This window comes from Shewanella sp. MF08487, from assembly GCF_050848685.1.
Lineage (GTDB): Bacteria > Pseudomonadota > Gammaproteobacteria > Enterobacterales > Shewanellaceae > Shewanella > Shewanella glacialipiscicola.
The window spans coordinates 12,615-27,917 of the sequence record NZ_JBOZPB010000016.1; the positions used below are offsets into that span (position 1 = coordinate 12,615).

Genomic DNA, 15,303 nt, shown 5'->3' on the forward strand with positions numbered 1-15,303 from the left:
AAAAAGTTATAAATTCGGCATAAAAATTCATTGCGTAAAGTAAGGAAATATCGTTTACTGCGCACGTTTTTAAGACATTACACGCATGTTTATTTATCTGACCCCAAGGAGACTCTGGCCCAATGAGCCAATTTCAATCTATTGATGTTGCTGACTATTATGATACGGATACCTTCAAGCGTATTGAAGCGTTTGCCAAAGACAAAGCAACCCCATTCGTTGTGATCGATACCAGTATCATAGCGAAACAATACGATGACATGGTTAATAGTTTTCCTTACGCCAACGTTTATTATGCAGTTAAGGCAAACCCAGCGGCCGAGGTCTTATCTTTGTTAAAAGATAAGGGATCAAATTTTGATATCGCCTCAATTTATGAGCTCGATATGGTCATGAATGTCGGTGTAACAACCGATCGCGTAAGCTACGGTAACACCATTAAAAAGCGCCAAGATGTACGTGCATTTTATGAACGAGGCGTGCGTATGTATGCATCCGACTCTGAAGCCGATTTGCGTATGATCGCCGAAGAAGCGCCGGGTTCGCGTGTTTATGTGCGTATTCTGACCGAAGGCACAGATACAGCTGATTGGCCACTATCACGTAAATTTGGCTGCCAAAATGAAATGGCCTATGACTTATTAGTATTGGCGCAGGAATTGGGTTTAGAACCTTTTGGTATTTCGTTCCATGTAGGCTCTCAGCAACGCGATATTGGTGCTTGGGATTCCGCTATTGGTAAAGTGAAAAGCATTTTTGACCGTCTGCGTGATGAGCACAATATCACCCTGAAGATGATCAACATGGGCGGTGGTTTCCCTGCTAACTATATTGATAAAACGAATCAACTGGGTGTGTATGCTGAGCAGATTACTCACTTCCTGAAGGAAGATTTCGGTGACGATTTACCACAAATTATTTTGGAACCAGGTCGTTCGTTGATTTCTAACGCGGGGATTTTAGTGTCTGAAGTGGTACTGATCAGCAAAAAATCCTACACAGCGTTAGAGCGTTGGGTGTTTACCGATGTGGGTAAATTCTCAGGCTTGATTGAAACGATGGACGAGGCGATTAAGTTCCCGATTTATACTGAGCGTCAAGGCGAGCTGGATAAATGCGTGATTGCCGGTCCAACCTGTGACAGTGCAGATATCATGTATGAGCACTATAGCTATGGCTTACCAAATGACTTAGCCATTGGCGATCGTATGTATTGGTTAACCGCTGGCGCTTATACTACGACGTATTCGGCAGTGTGCTTTAATGGTTTTCCCCCGCTGAAAGATTACTACCTGTAAACGATTGAGATTATGGTAATAAGGGCGCTTAGGCGCCCTTATTGCTATCTAGAATGGTTATCTAGAAAACGTTGAAGTTATCCGTGGGATTTGAGGATCTGATAAATTTCTTCTTTTAGGTGTAATTTCTTACTTTTAAGCTCCTTCACCGCTGGATTGAAATCACTGCCCACACGTTTTTCCAGCTGTTTGATTTCCTCATCTAATTGATTGTGCTCATCGAATTTACGTTGAAAATGAGCATCCTTGGTCTTTAGGGTAGAAATTAATTCTCTGTATTCTGGAAACATCGGTATTCTCCTTATCGTCACTATTTCACAGTTAGTTTCGCTTTAACCCTAACCTTTATACTTAGCGATAAGAAGTCATTTTGCTCAAATTCTGCTCGGCGTTAGATTAATACTCAAGGATGATTTATTTAAATCTAATATAAATCAGTAGACTACACATTATTAATCATAAGTGATGGCAGTTGAGCTGGATCTAGCTCACACTTTGTCAGGCATAAATCAGACTGATATCCGCAACGCGAGTAAATTTGCTATCTTGTGATCAGATTTACATGCAATAAGTAATTTCATTACGACTAAACAATTACTTCTTGCCGATAATTCTGTGATCAAGTTAACCTTCACCGCTTCGATACTAGGTTAAAGTCGATTTAATAAGAATTTAATTATCAAAAATGAAAGGGGTTTTCACAATGGCTGATGTATTTCACTTAGGTTTGACTAAAGCGATGCTCGATGGTGCTACCTTGGCAATCGTGCCAGGTGATCCAGAGCGTGTAAAACGTATTGCCGAATTAATGGATAATGCGACGTTTCTTGCTAGCCACCGCGAATATACCAGCTATTTAGCGTATGCCGATGGTAAGCCTGTCGTCGTGTGTTCAACCGGTATCGGTGGTCCATCGACTTCGATTGCAGTAGAAGAACTTGCACAATTGGGTGTGAATACCTTTTTGCGCATTGGTACTACAGGCGCTATCCAACCTCATGTGAATGTAGGTGACGTGATTGTGACTCAAGCTTCAGTTCGTTTAGATGGCGCGAGCTTACATTTTGCACCTATGGAGTTTCCTGCGGTTGCCAACTTTGAATGTACTACTGCTATGGTTGCAGCGTGTCGTGATGCTGGCGTAGAACCACATATTGGTATTACTGCATCTTCTGATACTTTCTATCCAGGTCAAGAGCGTTACGACACTGTCAGTGGCCGTATAACACGTCGCTTTGCAGGATCAATGAAAGAGTGGCAAGACATGGGCGTGTTGAACTATGAGATGGAGTCATCCACCTTATTCACTATGTGCGCCACTCAAGGTTGGCGTGCAGCCTGTGTAGCAGGGGTTATTGTTAACCGCACTCAGCAAGAAATTCCTAATGAAACCACAATGAAGAAAACCGAAGTGGACGCGATTTCTATCGTGATTGCTGCGGCGAAAAAACTGCTCGCTTAAGGTTAATTCAGCTAAACAGTGCTTCTCTGTAAAGGGACTGCTCAATAAAAAAGGTGCCTCAGGCACCTTTTTTATTGCTTTTAAACTGCGTTAATACCGATTAAAAGTGGTACTTAGCAATCACAGAATAAGTATCTTGATCTACGCCTTTTACGCCATATTTATTTGTCCACAGGTCATATTCAATACCCACAAATAACTTATTGGCTTGATGATCGCCGAACAGACTCTTACCAAGATCGTATTTTAGCTGTGGGTTGAAGTGGAAGTTCTCTTCGTAGCCGTTATCATCGGTGGCAAATACCCAATCGATAAAGCCATCGAGCACTATGTTGGCTGAGCCAATAGGAATATCGATACGGAAAACAGGTGTGAACTGCCAGCCATCGCTATTGTTACCGGTGCTCATACCATTACGACGGTAAGTATTAAAGTTCAAATAGGTGAAATAAGGCACGGTGACATCTATGCCTAAGCCGTAAAGCAAACTGTGGACAGGGCCTTCACCTTCTTCATAGGTTAATGCCAGAGATAGATCGGTCACCGGACCAAAGGCTATCTTTTCGCCAAGGATTTTACTGGCACTGAAGCGTGGTGAAATTTCACCATACGTCGTGCTGTCCATACCTGCATCGTTACCTTTGAAATAGATAAAATCTTGAAAGGCAAACCAATCACCGTATTTCCAAGCGCCCGCCGTTTCTAGTGTGACAGTGGCTTGTTTATCCGAGGCTGCTAAATCGTAGTCTTCACCATATAGCGCTGTGGCACTGAAATCCCACCATTGTACTAAGTCACCGGCAAGCGCTTGAGGAGAAAGCATTAATGCTAGGCATAGGCCTGTTTTTTTCATTGTTATTTCCTGCTGTAGAGGTCGATGTTAATTCGTGTCTTATTCAATCTATTCTTTGCTCTAATGGCATGCTTTGATGAGTTAGTTCAAACGTAACGCGGGAGCACGTCAAAGGAGTGACTAAAAAGTGAGGGCAATATATGCAAAATCGTATCGTTATTCAAAGTTTTTATTGAGTGTTGTTGTCAATATCACATAATAAACAGGTGTGCCAATTTGTATTTATACTATTGATTTAAAGGTTTTTGTTGTTTTTAACGTCAGAGTCATGTCTAAATTATTTTAAGTTTTTAAATTGATTATGCTTAATATTAAAACAAAGTAATGGCTTAAATGTGTGCGCGCATCAGAATAGTGTTTAGCTGATGCTAGATTGTGAACTGTAAACTTCGACATATTATGTCGATTATCCGTAACGCTGCTGCTATAGTTGCTGCATAGGACACTCTCATTTCAGGGGGAAATATGGAGTTTTCAAATCCGATTTTAGTGTGGGCTGTGGTGGGTTTAGTATTAATGCTGGCTGAACTGGTGGTTCCCGGTGGCGTGATTGTGTTGCTCGGCGCCGCGTGTTTAGTTGTGGCTGGTGCGTTAAGTATAGGGATAGTCGAAGGCGTAGTGCAGAGTATGACCTTGTGGTTTATTGCCGCGATTGTGCTGTTATTGGCCTTTAGACAAGTGACACAAAGGCTCGTTGGCGGGGATTCCCATTTGGATAACACCGATGAGGCAATCGACTTATATAATCAAATTGCTCATGTAAAAAAAACCATTGGTCCAGGGCAAGCAACTGGGCGGGTGGAGTTCCAAGGAAGTGAATGGCCAGCACTTGGCGATGGCAGTATCATAGTTGCAGGTACTGATGTCAGAATTATTTGTCGTGAAAATATTGCTCTAGTCGTTGAGCCCGTTGCTGTAGAAACTGCCAAAAATTAAAGGATGGGATCTATGTTTATATTTACCTTAGTCATTTTATTTATCTTTTTTATTCTCTATAAGCTAATGCTCATCGTACCGATGCGTGAAGTGCATGTTATTGAGCGTCTTGGTAAATTTCGTGCAGTATTACAACCAGGATTTCACTTTCTCATTCCCTTCTTCGATCGTGTCTCCTATCGTCATGATACTCGTGAACAAGTATTAGATGTGCCGCCGCAGAGCTGTATCTCTAAAGATAACACTCAACTTGAGGTCGATGGCCTCGTCTATCTAAAAGTGATGGACGGTAAGTTGGCAAGTTATGGCATTGAGAACTATCGTAAAGCTGCGGTGAACTTAGCCCAAACAACCATGCGTTCTGAGATCGGTAAGTTGAGTTTGAGTGAGACTTTTTCAGAGCGTGATAGCCTAAATGAATCCATAGTACGTGAAATTGATAAGGCATCTGAGCCTTGGGGGATTAAGGTGCTACGTTATGAGATCCGTAATATCACCCCTTCACGTCATGTTATCCATACCCTTGAAAAGCAAATGGAAGCAGAGCGTCGTAAGCGCGCTGAAATTACCTTAGCCAATGCTGAGAAAGCGGCGATGATCAATATGTCTGAAGGTGAACGCCAAGAGGCAATTAACCTTTCAGAAGGCCAAAAACAAAAACGGATTAATGAAGCCAAAGGTACAGGTCAAGAGATCGCGATTATTGCCAAAGCGAAATCCGAAGGCATGGCGATGATCTCGCAAGCGTTAGCCGTTAATGGCGGTACTGATGCAATGAATATGCTACTAAAAGAGCAGTTTATTGCTCAGGTCGGTAAAATTCTAAATGATGCACAAGTGTCAGTGGTTCCTGCGGAAATGGCAAAACTCGAAGGTTTCTTCGAAGGTATGGAGCAAGTCACTCAGACAATGAGCGGCCAGAATAATCTTGGCAAAGGAGCACGATAATGAATATTCCCCTAGATACTGATTTAATTGTTATGGCAATTTGGGGACTTATCTTTGCCATTTTCGTGATTAAGTTATTCCAATCTATTCGCCTAGTACCGACTAAGTCTGCTCATATTGTTGAGCGTTTAGGTAAGTATCACAGTACCTTAGATGCGGGTTTTCATACCTTGATCCCCTTTGTGGACAAAGTCGCTTTTATTCATGATTTGAAAGAAGAGACCATAGACGTTCCACCGCAGGAGTGTTTTTCGAGCGATGAAGTGAACGTTGAAGTCGATGGGGTCATTTATATCTCTGTGACTGATCCAGTTAAAGCCAGTTACGGCATTACTGACTATCGCTATGCCGCAATCCAGTTAGCACAAACGACAACGCGTTCAGTTATTGGTACGCTCGATCTGGACCGTACCTTCGAAGAGCGTGATGTGATTTCTGCTAAGGTTGTGCAAGTTTTAGATCAGGCGGGCGCTATGTGGGGAATACGCGTACACCGTTATGAGATTAAAAATATTACCCCACCAGAAACCGTTAAAAATGCCATGGAAATGCAAGTGAATGCTGAGCGTGAGCGTCGTGCATTATTGGCTAAGAGTGAAGGCGACAAACAGAGCAAAATTAATCGTTCTGAAGGGGTTAAAGCTGAAACGGTAAACCGTTCTGAAGGTGAGATGCAGCGCCGGATTAACGAAGCCGAAGGTAAGGCTGAGGAAATTTTAACCATTTCTCGCGCAACGGCGGAATCGATAGAACGTCTTGCCTCTGTGATTGCTGCGCCTGGTGGTCACAATGCTCTGCGGATGCAGCTCGGCCAGCAGTACTTTAAGCAACTCGATGGCTTAAGTCAGAAGAGTAGTCGCGTTGTATTGCCGGGTAATATGGTTGATTTCGACTATTGGATGAATAGCATCGGCTTAACGGAAGAAAAACACACTTAAGGTTGTTAGTTAACCGATAACTTAGGTTTTATTCTTGTTATAAAATAAGGTCAAATATTCTGTATTTGACCTTATTTTTTGGTCGTCATTTGATGAGTTAGTCGAGGGCTAAAATTGATGGTACAGCTTCTGTTGAATGAATGATTAGAAGCTGTTGTCAGGGTTAGATGATTCATTAAGTGTAATACTAATAAGCTAAACGTTCATGAATTTGGGAATGACTGTGAGTTTCTATCAGCGCTGCTATTTGGTTTTGTTCTAATTGTTTCAGTGCAGATATTTCATCATAAATTTTATCCTGAACATCCAGTGGCATGCGGACATGCTCCATAAACATCCTAATGCCTAGCATGTCGCCATTCTTGAAAAGTTGGCTAAATTCGGTGGCTTCTATCTCAATTAGTGCATTCATAATACGTCACCCTAAGGTTGGATTTAATAAAGATACAGTCGTTTGGCTGTTGATTAAGAAATACGCCTAAGTTTGATCTAGGTCAATTAAACTGCATGTTAATCTTTATTAATAAAATTATTTGTTATTTACTAACAGTAACTTACAACTTTGTTAAAATATTTTTTTTAAATCTGAGTTGTTTAAAACAGAGGTTTTTAAGAGGTGATTGGATGAATGGTGAGTGATGAAGCGGCAATCGAAGCGATATCACATTATCGTTTAACAAATAAAAAATAGCGGCTTCGATAAAACGCTGGCCGCTATTTTTTGAGTCATTAGCCTATTAAAATAAGCTAATATAGGATGTAAATGTTATTTGGGAACGGGCAAAATCTGACAACCATTAATACCCGCCTTTTGTAACGTATGGCGTTTACGCTCGGCATCACGCTTGCGCTCGTAGGGGCCTAGAGCGACTTTGTACCAAGTACCAGTCGTGCCTTCGATTTGCCTTACCTGTGCTTCTAAACCTTGAAATGCGATCACGGCTTTCATCTCGTTAGCCTGTGACTCTTGGCGGAAAGACGCACACTGCAACTGATATAGCACTGGTGTGCGGCTTGCCACCACATCGGGGATATCGACCTCGACATGTTTGTTTTCGAGCTCCTTGAGATAGGTCCATTCTTCCTTTGGCTTTGGCGGCAAGGCATTAGGATCTTTCTTCAATGGGACGACTACGGGCTCAGCTACAGGTACAGGCTCAGCTATTTCCTCGGGGATCACCACCACTTGGCGCGCGGGTTCCTTCACCTTAGGAGTGAGTAAGGTTGTTTCTTGCGGCTTAACCTTGATTTGGGCTTTTTTGACCACAGTGGGTTGCTGCTTTTCCTCTTGCGGAGCATTATTTTTAATACTCCAGAGAAAATAGATGAAACCACCCACAGCGAGTATGGCAAAGGCTATCAGCGTCAGCGGCAGTTGAGTGCGCCGCGCCGCTTTAGATTGTGAAGGCTTGGCTCTAGATGGACGAGTTGCGCGTACTGGGCGCGGTTTAGCGCCCGTTTGCGGCCTTCTATTGGCATAATCGCGATGACTCATGGCTTACATCCGCTCTAATGTTTCGATACCGAGTAGATTTAGGCCTTTTTGTAAGGTGCGGGCTGTCAGTTGTGCTAACAATAAACGGCTATTCTTTTGCGCGTCGTTATCGGCAGCAAGCACAGGGCAAGCTTCGTAGAAACTAGAAAAAGCCCCTGCGAGTTCATATAAATACGCACACAATACGTGTGGTTGGCCTTTGTCTACAACGCGATTGAGGATTTCACCGAACTGCGCCAACTTGTTACCGAGATCTTTCTCTTTTTCATGCTCAAGTTCGATTTTAGCTTGGCTGAGGTCCAAATCCGTTACACGCTTGAATATGCCCACAACACGGGTATAAGCGTATAACAGGTAAGGCGCGGTATTGCCTTCAAAGCTAAGCATTTGTTCAAAGCTGAAGATGTAATCGCTGGTACGATTTTTTGATAAGTCTGCATATTTGACGGCGCTGATCCCAACGACACGGGCGATTTCAGTCAATGTCGCCTCATCCATATCAGGATTTTTGCTGCGTACGAGTTCGAGCGCGCGCACGTTAGCTTCATCTAATAAATCGACTAATTTAACCACACCACCGCTACGGGTTTTGAATGGACGGCCATCTTCGCCGTTCATGGTGCCAAATCCTAAGTGTTCTAATGACATATCTTCACGAACAAATTTAGCCAGTTTAGCGAGGCTAAAAACTTGCTGGAAATGCAGCGCCTGACGTAGGTCAACAAAATACAATACGCGATCAGCTTTTAATACGCTTGAGCGATAACGCATTGCCGCAAGATCTGAGGTGGCATACAAGTAGCCGCCATCGGCCTTTTGGATGATAACCGGCAGTGGCTCACCTTCTTTATTACGGAAGGCTTCTTGGAATACCACTTTGGCACCGTTGCTTTCAGTTAATAAACCTTGGGCATCTAGATCTTTAACCACTTGTTCAAGATCGGCATTATAAGCACTTTCACCGTGAACATCGGCGCGGGTCAAACTCACGCCTAATCGGGCGTAAACGTCGTGGCAGTGACTTAATGAAATATCGTTAAATTCGCGCCACAGTTTATTGCAATATGCGTCGCCTGATTGCAGCTCAACCACTAATTGACGAGCGCGAGTGGCAAACTCTGCCGATTCGTCAAAACGTAATTTAGCGGCACGATAAAAGTTTTCTAAATCAGACAATTCTAGCTGTGCTCGCTCACCATTTTTGGCTCGGAGTTCTTCCATATAGGCCAGCAACATACCAAACTGAGTACCCCAGTCGCCCACATGGTTTTGGCGAATGACGTTATGGCCTAAAAATTCTAGTGCGCGCACCACACTGTCACCAATGATGGTTGAACGCAGGTGGCCTACGTGCATTTCTTTGGCAAGGTTTGGTGAAGAGTAATCGACGACGACGGTTTGCGGCGTCGGCAGTTTGATACCGAAATGCTCATCGTTCAGTGCATTTTGCAGTTGATCTGCTAAGGCGCTGTCGTTGATGAAAAAGTTGATAAAGCCTGGTCCTGCAATTTCAACCTTAGCCACAAAAGTAGAGGCGGGTAAGGTATCAATGATCAGCTGAGCTAATTCGCGTGGGTTCTTGCCCGCGACCTTGGTCAGCATCATGGCTAAGTTAGTTGCTAAGTCGCCATGGCTCTTATCCTTGGTTCGATCTACCTGAATGCGCGCCTCAAAGTCAGCAGGCACAATACCTTGTTGTTTAAAGGATTCGAGTGTTTGTTCAAGTAATGATTGGATATGTGATTTCATGGGTTTTAATCGGCACTAACTTTAAGAGTGAATACAGGGAATAACCGCATATTTTAGCCGTTTGTGGTGAGCAATTGCTATCTTCCCGATGATTTTTTATTAAATGATGCTTAAATATTTATTAAATCCGCGACTCAGAGGAGATCCTGCGGATCTCTGTCTAAGCTCCATCGGCAGCGTTTGGCCTCAATGAGTTGCTCTACAAGCGGATGAATACGTTCAAACTCTTGCTGCAGACGGTTGCGGTTTTTCGCTTGGAATAGCAGTTGTCGACGGAACTTGCCGGCTTTTTTATCTAAGGGCGCTGGCATAGGGCCAATCACCTCAAATTCTTTATCTTGGGGCAAGAGCGCGGCAAAGGCGTTGAGAAAGTTATCGGCATCACTGGCTAAATGCGCTTCGGCGCGCACCAACACCATGTGCCATGCTGGCGGCAGCAGCGCTTGTTGACGCTCTTTTAGCTGGCTGCGAGCAAACTCGCCATAACCGCGGTGCAGTAAATCCCGCAAAATGGGATTGTCACTCTGGTGAGTTTGCAATAATACCGTGCCGGGTTTACTGGCGCGGCCCGCACGACCGGCGACTTGGGTATAAAGTTGTCCAAAACGCTCGGGCGCACGGAAGTCGGCACTAAATAAGGCACCATCGACATCGAGTAATCCAACAAGCGTGACATCAGGAAAGTGGTGGCCTTTGGCGAGCATTTGTGTGCCCACTAAGATTTTATATTCCCCCTTATGAATCGCATTTAAGTGGGTTTCTAGTGAACCTTTAAGGCGGGTGGTATCTCGGTCGATACGCACCACCGGATGTTTAGGAAACTCCAGTTGCAGCGCTTCGGCGAGCTGTTCTGTGCCTATGCCTTGGCCCATCAACATAGTGCTGCCACATTTGTGACATTGCTTGGGGATAGCGTATTGATTGCCACAATGATGGCAGCAAATTTCGCCAAGGGATTGATGTACCGTGAAAAACGCGTCGCAGCGGTCGCATTCGTGTAAGTGCCCACACTCGTGGCAAAGCAGGGCTGGTGCGAAGCCGCGGCGATTGAGAAACAACAAGACTTGGTTGCCTGCGTCTAAATGCAGGCGGATTTCGTTCAGTAACGGCACTGACATACCGGCTTTCAGCGGCATATTTTTAATGTCGATAATGCCTTGGCGCACTTTTTTAGCTGCACCTGCGCGTTCACCCAGTTGTAAATGATGGTAACGTCCGCTTAAGGCATTTTGTAGACTTTCGAGTGAGGGCGTCGCTGTGCCCAAAATCACCGGAATCGCTTCTAAATGGCCACGCATAACTGCCAAGTCGCGGGCATGATAACCCACACCTTCCTGTTGCTTGAAGCTACTGTCGTGTTCTTCATCGAGTATGATGATGCCGGGATACGCCATAGGTGTGAACAAGGCTGAGCGGGTGCCGATAATGATTGCAGCCTGACCACAGCGGGCTTGGCGCCATGCTTCGAGTCTCTGATTGTCGGTTAACCCTGAATGCAAAATGGCAACATTGACTTTGAAGCGGCGCTTAAAGCGATTGATTGTCTGGGGTGTTAAGCCGATTTCAGGCACTAAAATTAACGCTTGTTTGCCTTGCTTGAGGATTTCTTCGAGTACAGCAAGATAGACTTCCGTTTTACCCGAACCGGTAATGCCTTCTAATAAAGTACAGTGATATCCTTGCTGTAAGTTTAAGGTCGCAACCGCGACGGCCTGTTCTTTATTCAGTTTATGTGGCGTTTCGTCCATTTCAAGTGTGGTACGCCAGTCCAGATTAAGCTCGGCGATTTTCTCATGGCGCGCCACCCAGCCTTTATCTTCGAGGGCTTTCAGTGCCGCTTTACTGATGTCTAAGCTAATGACTTCTTCTTGGGTTAAGTTGGCTGATTTTAGCAACTCGAGTAATTTCTTTTGAGCGGGCGCGCGCTTAACCGCTTCTGGCGCAATATTTTGGCCTATTTCGGTTAATTGCCAAAATTGGATTTTTTGCGGCGCGGCATCGAGCCCTTTACGCAGAGCCACAGGTAGAGCTTGGGTTAGCATCTGCCCTTGGCTGCAAAAATAGTACCTCGCAGCCCAAAGGGTTAATTTATAGAGTGATTCAGGCAACAAAGGTTTATCGTCGATAAACTCAAGCACGGACTTAATTTGCTTAGGGGCTAAGCTGCACGTATCTGTGATACCTGTGACTAATCCGATTAATTGTTGACGACCGAAGGGGACTTTAACGCGCACGCCTATCTGCGGTGTACTAGGATAAGTTTCGGGTACGCGGTAGCTAAAGGTTTGCCGCATAGGCACAGGTAACGCAACTTCGACAAACAATGACATATGCAGGCAAGTCTTAGGCAAGAATGTGGTTTAGTGTACTCAGCGCGGCAGGCTAGGGCTAGCCCTAATGATGGTTTACCAAGGATAGTTAAGAGCAAATAAATGACTAATATAGTGAAATCATTAGGTCTACTGGCTTTAGTGTGTAGCGCGCCGAGCATGGCACAAGTCTCCCATGTGAGCGTTAACAGCCGTATGTTTGAGTTAGGAGGTTATCCTAAACTCAGGGTGAATGTGATTGCTGACAATCAAGATATGTCGCGCTTAGAGTTTGTGGTGGTGCAAGCTGGCGGCGAAGAAAAGTTAATGGTTGAGGAGCTTAATCGCTTTCTAGTGTTACTGACGGGCGTTGAAGATGTGAAGGATAGCAGCGCTAAACTCTTAGTGAGAGAATATCGCCTTGATCGATGGTATGACGTCAAAAGTATCAATTTATTTGGTGCCGTTAGATCAACCTCGATAGCCAAAACAGCAACTGCGACAGCAGCAGGGACTAAAACGACTACCGCACCGACTCCCAAACGTATTGCTACCGCCGTTGAGCCGCCTACCAAAACGATGGCCGAATCAGCGTTACTCACCGATAAAAGCCCCACGACTTTAAATCCCCAATCGAATGAGCCTGTAGTGGCAGCCGCTGTAGGGTTTAACTTTTCTGATACTGCTCTTGGGCAAAAAGTGCCCGTTGCCGCTGCAGATAAAATGCTTAACGCAGCCGATAGCGTTATGCAGGCAGAAACCTTGGTGGCAGTGAATGATGAGCATAAACGACTGCAGGCCAATAATGCTCAAAGCGCCTCTCCGCCGCTTGAACATTGTCAGTTAACGTATGTCGCAGGTGAGACGCTATGGCGCACGGCCAATCGCTATGCAAAGGATTGGAACGTGAGCGTTTATGGTGCGATGCTGGCGATTTATGAGGCAAACCCTGCTGCTTTCTCGAAGAATAAAATCAACGCACTCAAGAGTAATGCGGTGCTAGCTTGCCCTTCGAAAATAATTTTAGCGCAGTATGCCAATGCGCAAGAGGCAAAGGCGTTGTTTGAGGCGAAAGAAGCCGGAAAATAAAGTGGCAAATCAACATGAAAAATAGACGGTTTTAACCACTAAATGCTCAGATAATCTACTTGTATCCGTCAGGGCTATGCTGTAACATTCTGCGCCCTAAACATATTGTTATTAACATGCATGTGGTATCCGACTACGGGTTGGAAGAGCGACATGGCCTTACACTTTTGAGGTAACCCCAATGAAACCAGGTATTCACCCAACATACGCTATCATCACTGCAAACTGTACTTGTGGTAACGTTATCAAAGTAAACTCTACTGCTGGTAAAGATTTACACTTAGACGTATGTGGTGCTTGTCACCCATTCTATACTGGTACACAAAAAGTTGTTGATACTGGCGGTCGTATCGACAAGTTCAACAAGCGCTTTGGTGCACTTGCAAAGAAATAATTACAATTGTAATTATTCTAAAAAAAGGCGCCTTCGGTGCCTTTTTACTTTTTGTCATTGGTTATTCTCAATCCTCTAGCGCTATATAAAACACCCATCTGGTATGGCTTCACTCAATAAATCACCAATATATCCAATATCTATAATTCAAATTAGTTATTCTACTTTTTTATAGTATTTAAGGATAAGATAAACAGGCTAACAGTTAGATATTGTAATTTAACCAAAATTACGCCTGTAAACCTGCTGTAACTCGCATCATATCGATAAAATATATGTTTTTTTTCTACAGTAATTAATAATAAATGTCGCTTTATTAGATGAGATAAGTTTATAAAATTAAGCTTAGAGGATCTATTTGCCTGCTAAGATGAAAATTATGAATATCTTATTTTAAAAGTCGCTTTATTGGCGTATCTTACCTCGACCAGCAAGACTATTTATATCGCCCTTATAAGAGGCTAAATAGGTGTTGGTCGACCTTACGTTCATAACTTATAAATGCCGCATTTCAGGATTTTAAAATGTCAGATATTCGTCAACAAGCACTCGATTATCATGAATTCCCCGTTCCAGGAAAAACCGCAGTTTGTTTAACTAAACCAGCCGAAACGAGTCACGATCTTGCCTTAGCTTATAGTCCAGGAGTGGCTGAGCCAGTACGTGAAATCGCGGCTAATCCTGACAATGCCTATCGTTATACCAATAAAGGTAATACGGTTGCCGTGATTACTAATGGTACCGCTATCTTAGGTCTAGGTAATTTAGGCCCTTTGGCATCTAAACCTGTAATGGAAGGTAAGGCATTATTATTCAAGCATTTTGCGAATATTGATTCGACGGATATTGAAATTACGCATAATACGCCTGAAGAATTTATTAATACCGTTGCTGCGATTGCAGACACTTTTGGTGGTATTAATCTTGAAGATATTAAAGCACCAGAATGCTTTATTATTGAGCGCGAATTGATTGCCCGTTGTAAAGTGCCTGTATTCCATGACGATCAACACGGCACCGCAATCGTGACCGCTGCGGGTATGATCAATGCGCTGGAAATTCAAGGTAAGTTGATTCGCGACGCGATCTTTGTGTGTATGGGAGCCGGTGCCGCCGCCATAGCTTGTATGACTATGCTGGTAAAGTGTGGTGCGAATCGCGCTAACATTTATATGCTAGATACTAAAGGTGTTATTCATTCTGGCCGCACAGACCTTAATGAATATAAAGCATTGTTTGCGAATGATACCGATAAACGTACGCTGCTTGATGCCATTAAGGGCGCGGATGTGTTTTTAGGTTTATCTGGACCTGACGTGATTGGTGCAGAAGAAGTCGCATTAATGGCTGATAAGCCAGTAATATTTGCCTGTTCTAATCCAGACCCTGAAATTACACCAGCACTTGCCCATGCAACACGTAGTGATCTAATTATGGGTACGGGCCGTAGTGATTATCCAAACCAAGTTAATAATGTCCTCTGTTTTCCGTTTATTTTCCGCGGTGCATTAGATGTACGTGCCTCATGTATTAATGATGAGATGAAAATTGCTGCTGTCTATGCGATTGCGGGACTGGCAAAAGAAGCGGTACCATCAAGCGTATTAAAGGCTTACCCTAACGTGACGTCATTAAGTTTCGGTACTGAGTATGTGCTGCCAAAACCGATGGACCCACGCTTATTGCCAGTAGTCGCACGTGCTGTTGCACAAGCGGCTATTGACTCTGGGGTTGCTGTTATTACGACTTTGCCCCAATACGCCGACTAAACAAAAAGTTCTGACTACATAAAAAAGAGACTTATGAGTCTCTTTTTTATTTCTAGGTTTGGG

14 protein-coding genes are annotated in these 15,303 nt (G+C 43.9%); 8 read left to right on the forward strand and 6 right to left on the reverse strand.

Features of this window, described 5'->3' with window-relative positions:
- Positions 1-122 precede the first annotated feature (122 nt).
- A complete protein-coding gene (locus tag ACRN9H_RS12020) occupies positions 123-1,298 on the forward strand; it encodes a type III PLP-dependent enzyme (RefSeq protein ID WP_432313948.1) in 1,176 nt (391 codons plus the stop codon).
- 77 nt (positions 1,299-1,375) lie between these two features.
- On the opposite strand, the gene ACRN9H_RS12025 is transcribed toward ACRN9H_RS12020, so the two are convergent.
- A complete protein-coding gene (locus ACRN9H_RS12025) occupies positions 1,376-1,588 on the reverse strand; it encodes a YdcH family protein (RefSeq protein WP_432313950.1) in 213 nt (70 codons plus the stop codon).
- Positions 1,589-2,001: 413 nt separating this feature from the next.
- Between ACRN9H_RS12025 and udp the strand changes: the two genes are divergently transcribed.
- Positions 2,002-2,760, forward strand: a complete 759-nt coding sequence (gene udp, locus ACRN9H_RS12030; RefSeq protein WP_432313952.1) for a uridine phosphorylase — start codon at positions 2,002-2,004, stop codon at positions 2,758-2,760.
- Between the two features lie 100 nt (positions 2,761-2,860).
- Here udp and ACRN9H_RS12035 read toward each other — a convergent pair whose 3' ends face one another.
- The gene (locus tag ACRN9H_RS12035; RefSeq protein ID WP_432313954.1) at positions 2,861-3,613 is read right to left on the reverse strand and encodes an outer membrane protein OmpK; all 753 of its coding nucleotides are present in this window, start codon (positions 3,611-3,613) and stop codon (positions 2,861-2,863) included.
- A 465-nt stretch (positions 3,614-4,078) separates the two neighbouring features.
- Between ACRN9H_RS12035 and ACRN9H_RS12040 the strand changes: the two genes are divergently transcribed.
- Genes ACRN9H_RS12040 through ACRN9H_RS12050 form a run of 3 tightly spaced genes read left to right on the forward strand, consistent with a single transcriptional unit; the run spans position 4,079 to position 6,435 of the window.
- Positions 4,079-4,549, forward strand: a complete 471-nt coding sequence (locus ACRN9H_RS12040; RefSeq protein WP_432313956.1) for an NfeD family protein — start codon at positions 4,079-4,081, stop codon at positions 4,547-4,549.
- Positions 4,550-4,561: 12 nt separating this feature from the next.
- A complete protein-coding gene (locus tag ACRN9H_RS12045) occupies positions 4,562-5,497 on the forward strand; it encodes an SPFH domain-containing protein (protein WP_432313958.1) in 936 nt (311 codons plus the stop codon).
- Entirely contained in the window at positions 5,497-6,435 is a 939-nt protein-coding gene (locus tag ACRN9H_RS12050; protein ID WP_432313960.1) for an SPFH domain-containing protein, read from the forward strand. Before ACRN9H_RS12045 ends, ACRN9H_RS12050 begins: the two co-directional genes overlap by 1 nt.
- 187 nt (positions 6,436-6,622) lie before the next feature.
- Here ACRN9H_RS12050 and ACRN9H_RS12055 read toward each other — a convergent pair whose 3' ends face one another.
- From ACRN9H_RS12055 to priA, 4 genes are all read right to left on the reverse strand, one after another.
- On the reverse strand, positions 6,623-6,847 hold the full coding sequence (locus tag ACRN9H_RS12055; RefSeq protein WP_220773127.1) for a hypothetical protein: 225 nt from the start codon (positions 6,845-6,847) through the stop codon (positions 6,623-6,625).
- A 354-nt stretch (positions 6,848-7,201) separates the two neighbouring features.
- Entirely contained in the window at positions 7,202-7,930 is a 729-nt protein-coding gene (locus tag ACRN9H_RS12060) for an SPOR domain-containing protein (protein ID WP_432313962.1), read from the reverse strand.
- 3 nt (positions 7,931-7,933) lie between these two features.
- On the reverse strand, positions 7,934-9,679 hold the full coding sequence (gene argS, locus ACRN9H_RS12065; RefSeq protein WP_432313964.1) for an arginine--tRNA ligase: 1,746 nt from the start codon (positions 9,677-9,679) through the stop codon (positions 7,934-7,936).
- Between the two features lie 134 nt (positions 9,680-9,813).
- On the reverse strand, positions 9,814-12,009 hold the full coding sequence (gene priA, locus ACRN9H_RS12070) for a primosomal protein N' (RefSeq protein WP_432313966.1): 2,196 nt from the start codon (positions 12,007-12,009) through the stop codon (positions 9,814-9,816).
- A 102-nt stretch (positions 12,010-12,111) separates the two neighbouring features.
- On the opposite strand from priA, the gene ACRN9H_RS12075 reads away from it, so the two are divergent.
- The 3 genes from ACRN9H_RS12075 to ACRN9H_RS12085 all read left to right on the forward strand — a co-directional run bounded on the left by ACRN9H_RS12075 (position 12,112) and on the right by ACRN9H_RS12085 (position 15,240).
- Positions 12,112-13,077: a FimV/HubP family polar landmark protein gene (locus ACRN9H_RS12075; protein ID WP_432313968.1), complete on the forward strand. Its 966-nt coding sequence runs from the start codon at positions 12,112-12,114 to the stop codon at positions 13,075-13,077.
- Between the two features lie 181 nt (positions 13,078-13,258).
- Entirely contained in the window at positions 13,259-13,471 is a 213-nt protein-coding gene (gene rpmE / locus ACRN9H_RS12080) for a 50S ribosomal protein L31 (RefSeq protein ID WP_076499292.1), read from the forward strand.
- A gap of 524 nt (positions 13,472-13,995) precedes the next feature.
- Positions 13,996-15,240 (forward strand): malic enzyme-like NAD(P)-binding protein, encoded by a 1,245-nt coding sequence (locus tag ACRN9H_RS12085; protein ID WP_432313970.1) that lies wholly within the window; start codon positions 13,996-13,998, stop codon positions 15,238-15,240.
- Positions 15,241-15,303 lie beyond the last annotated feature (63 nt).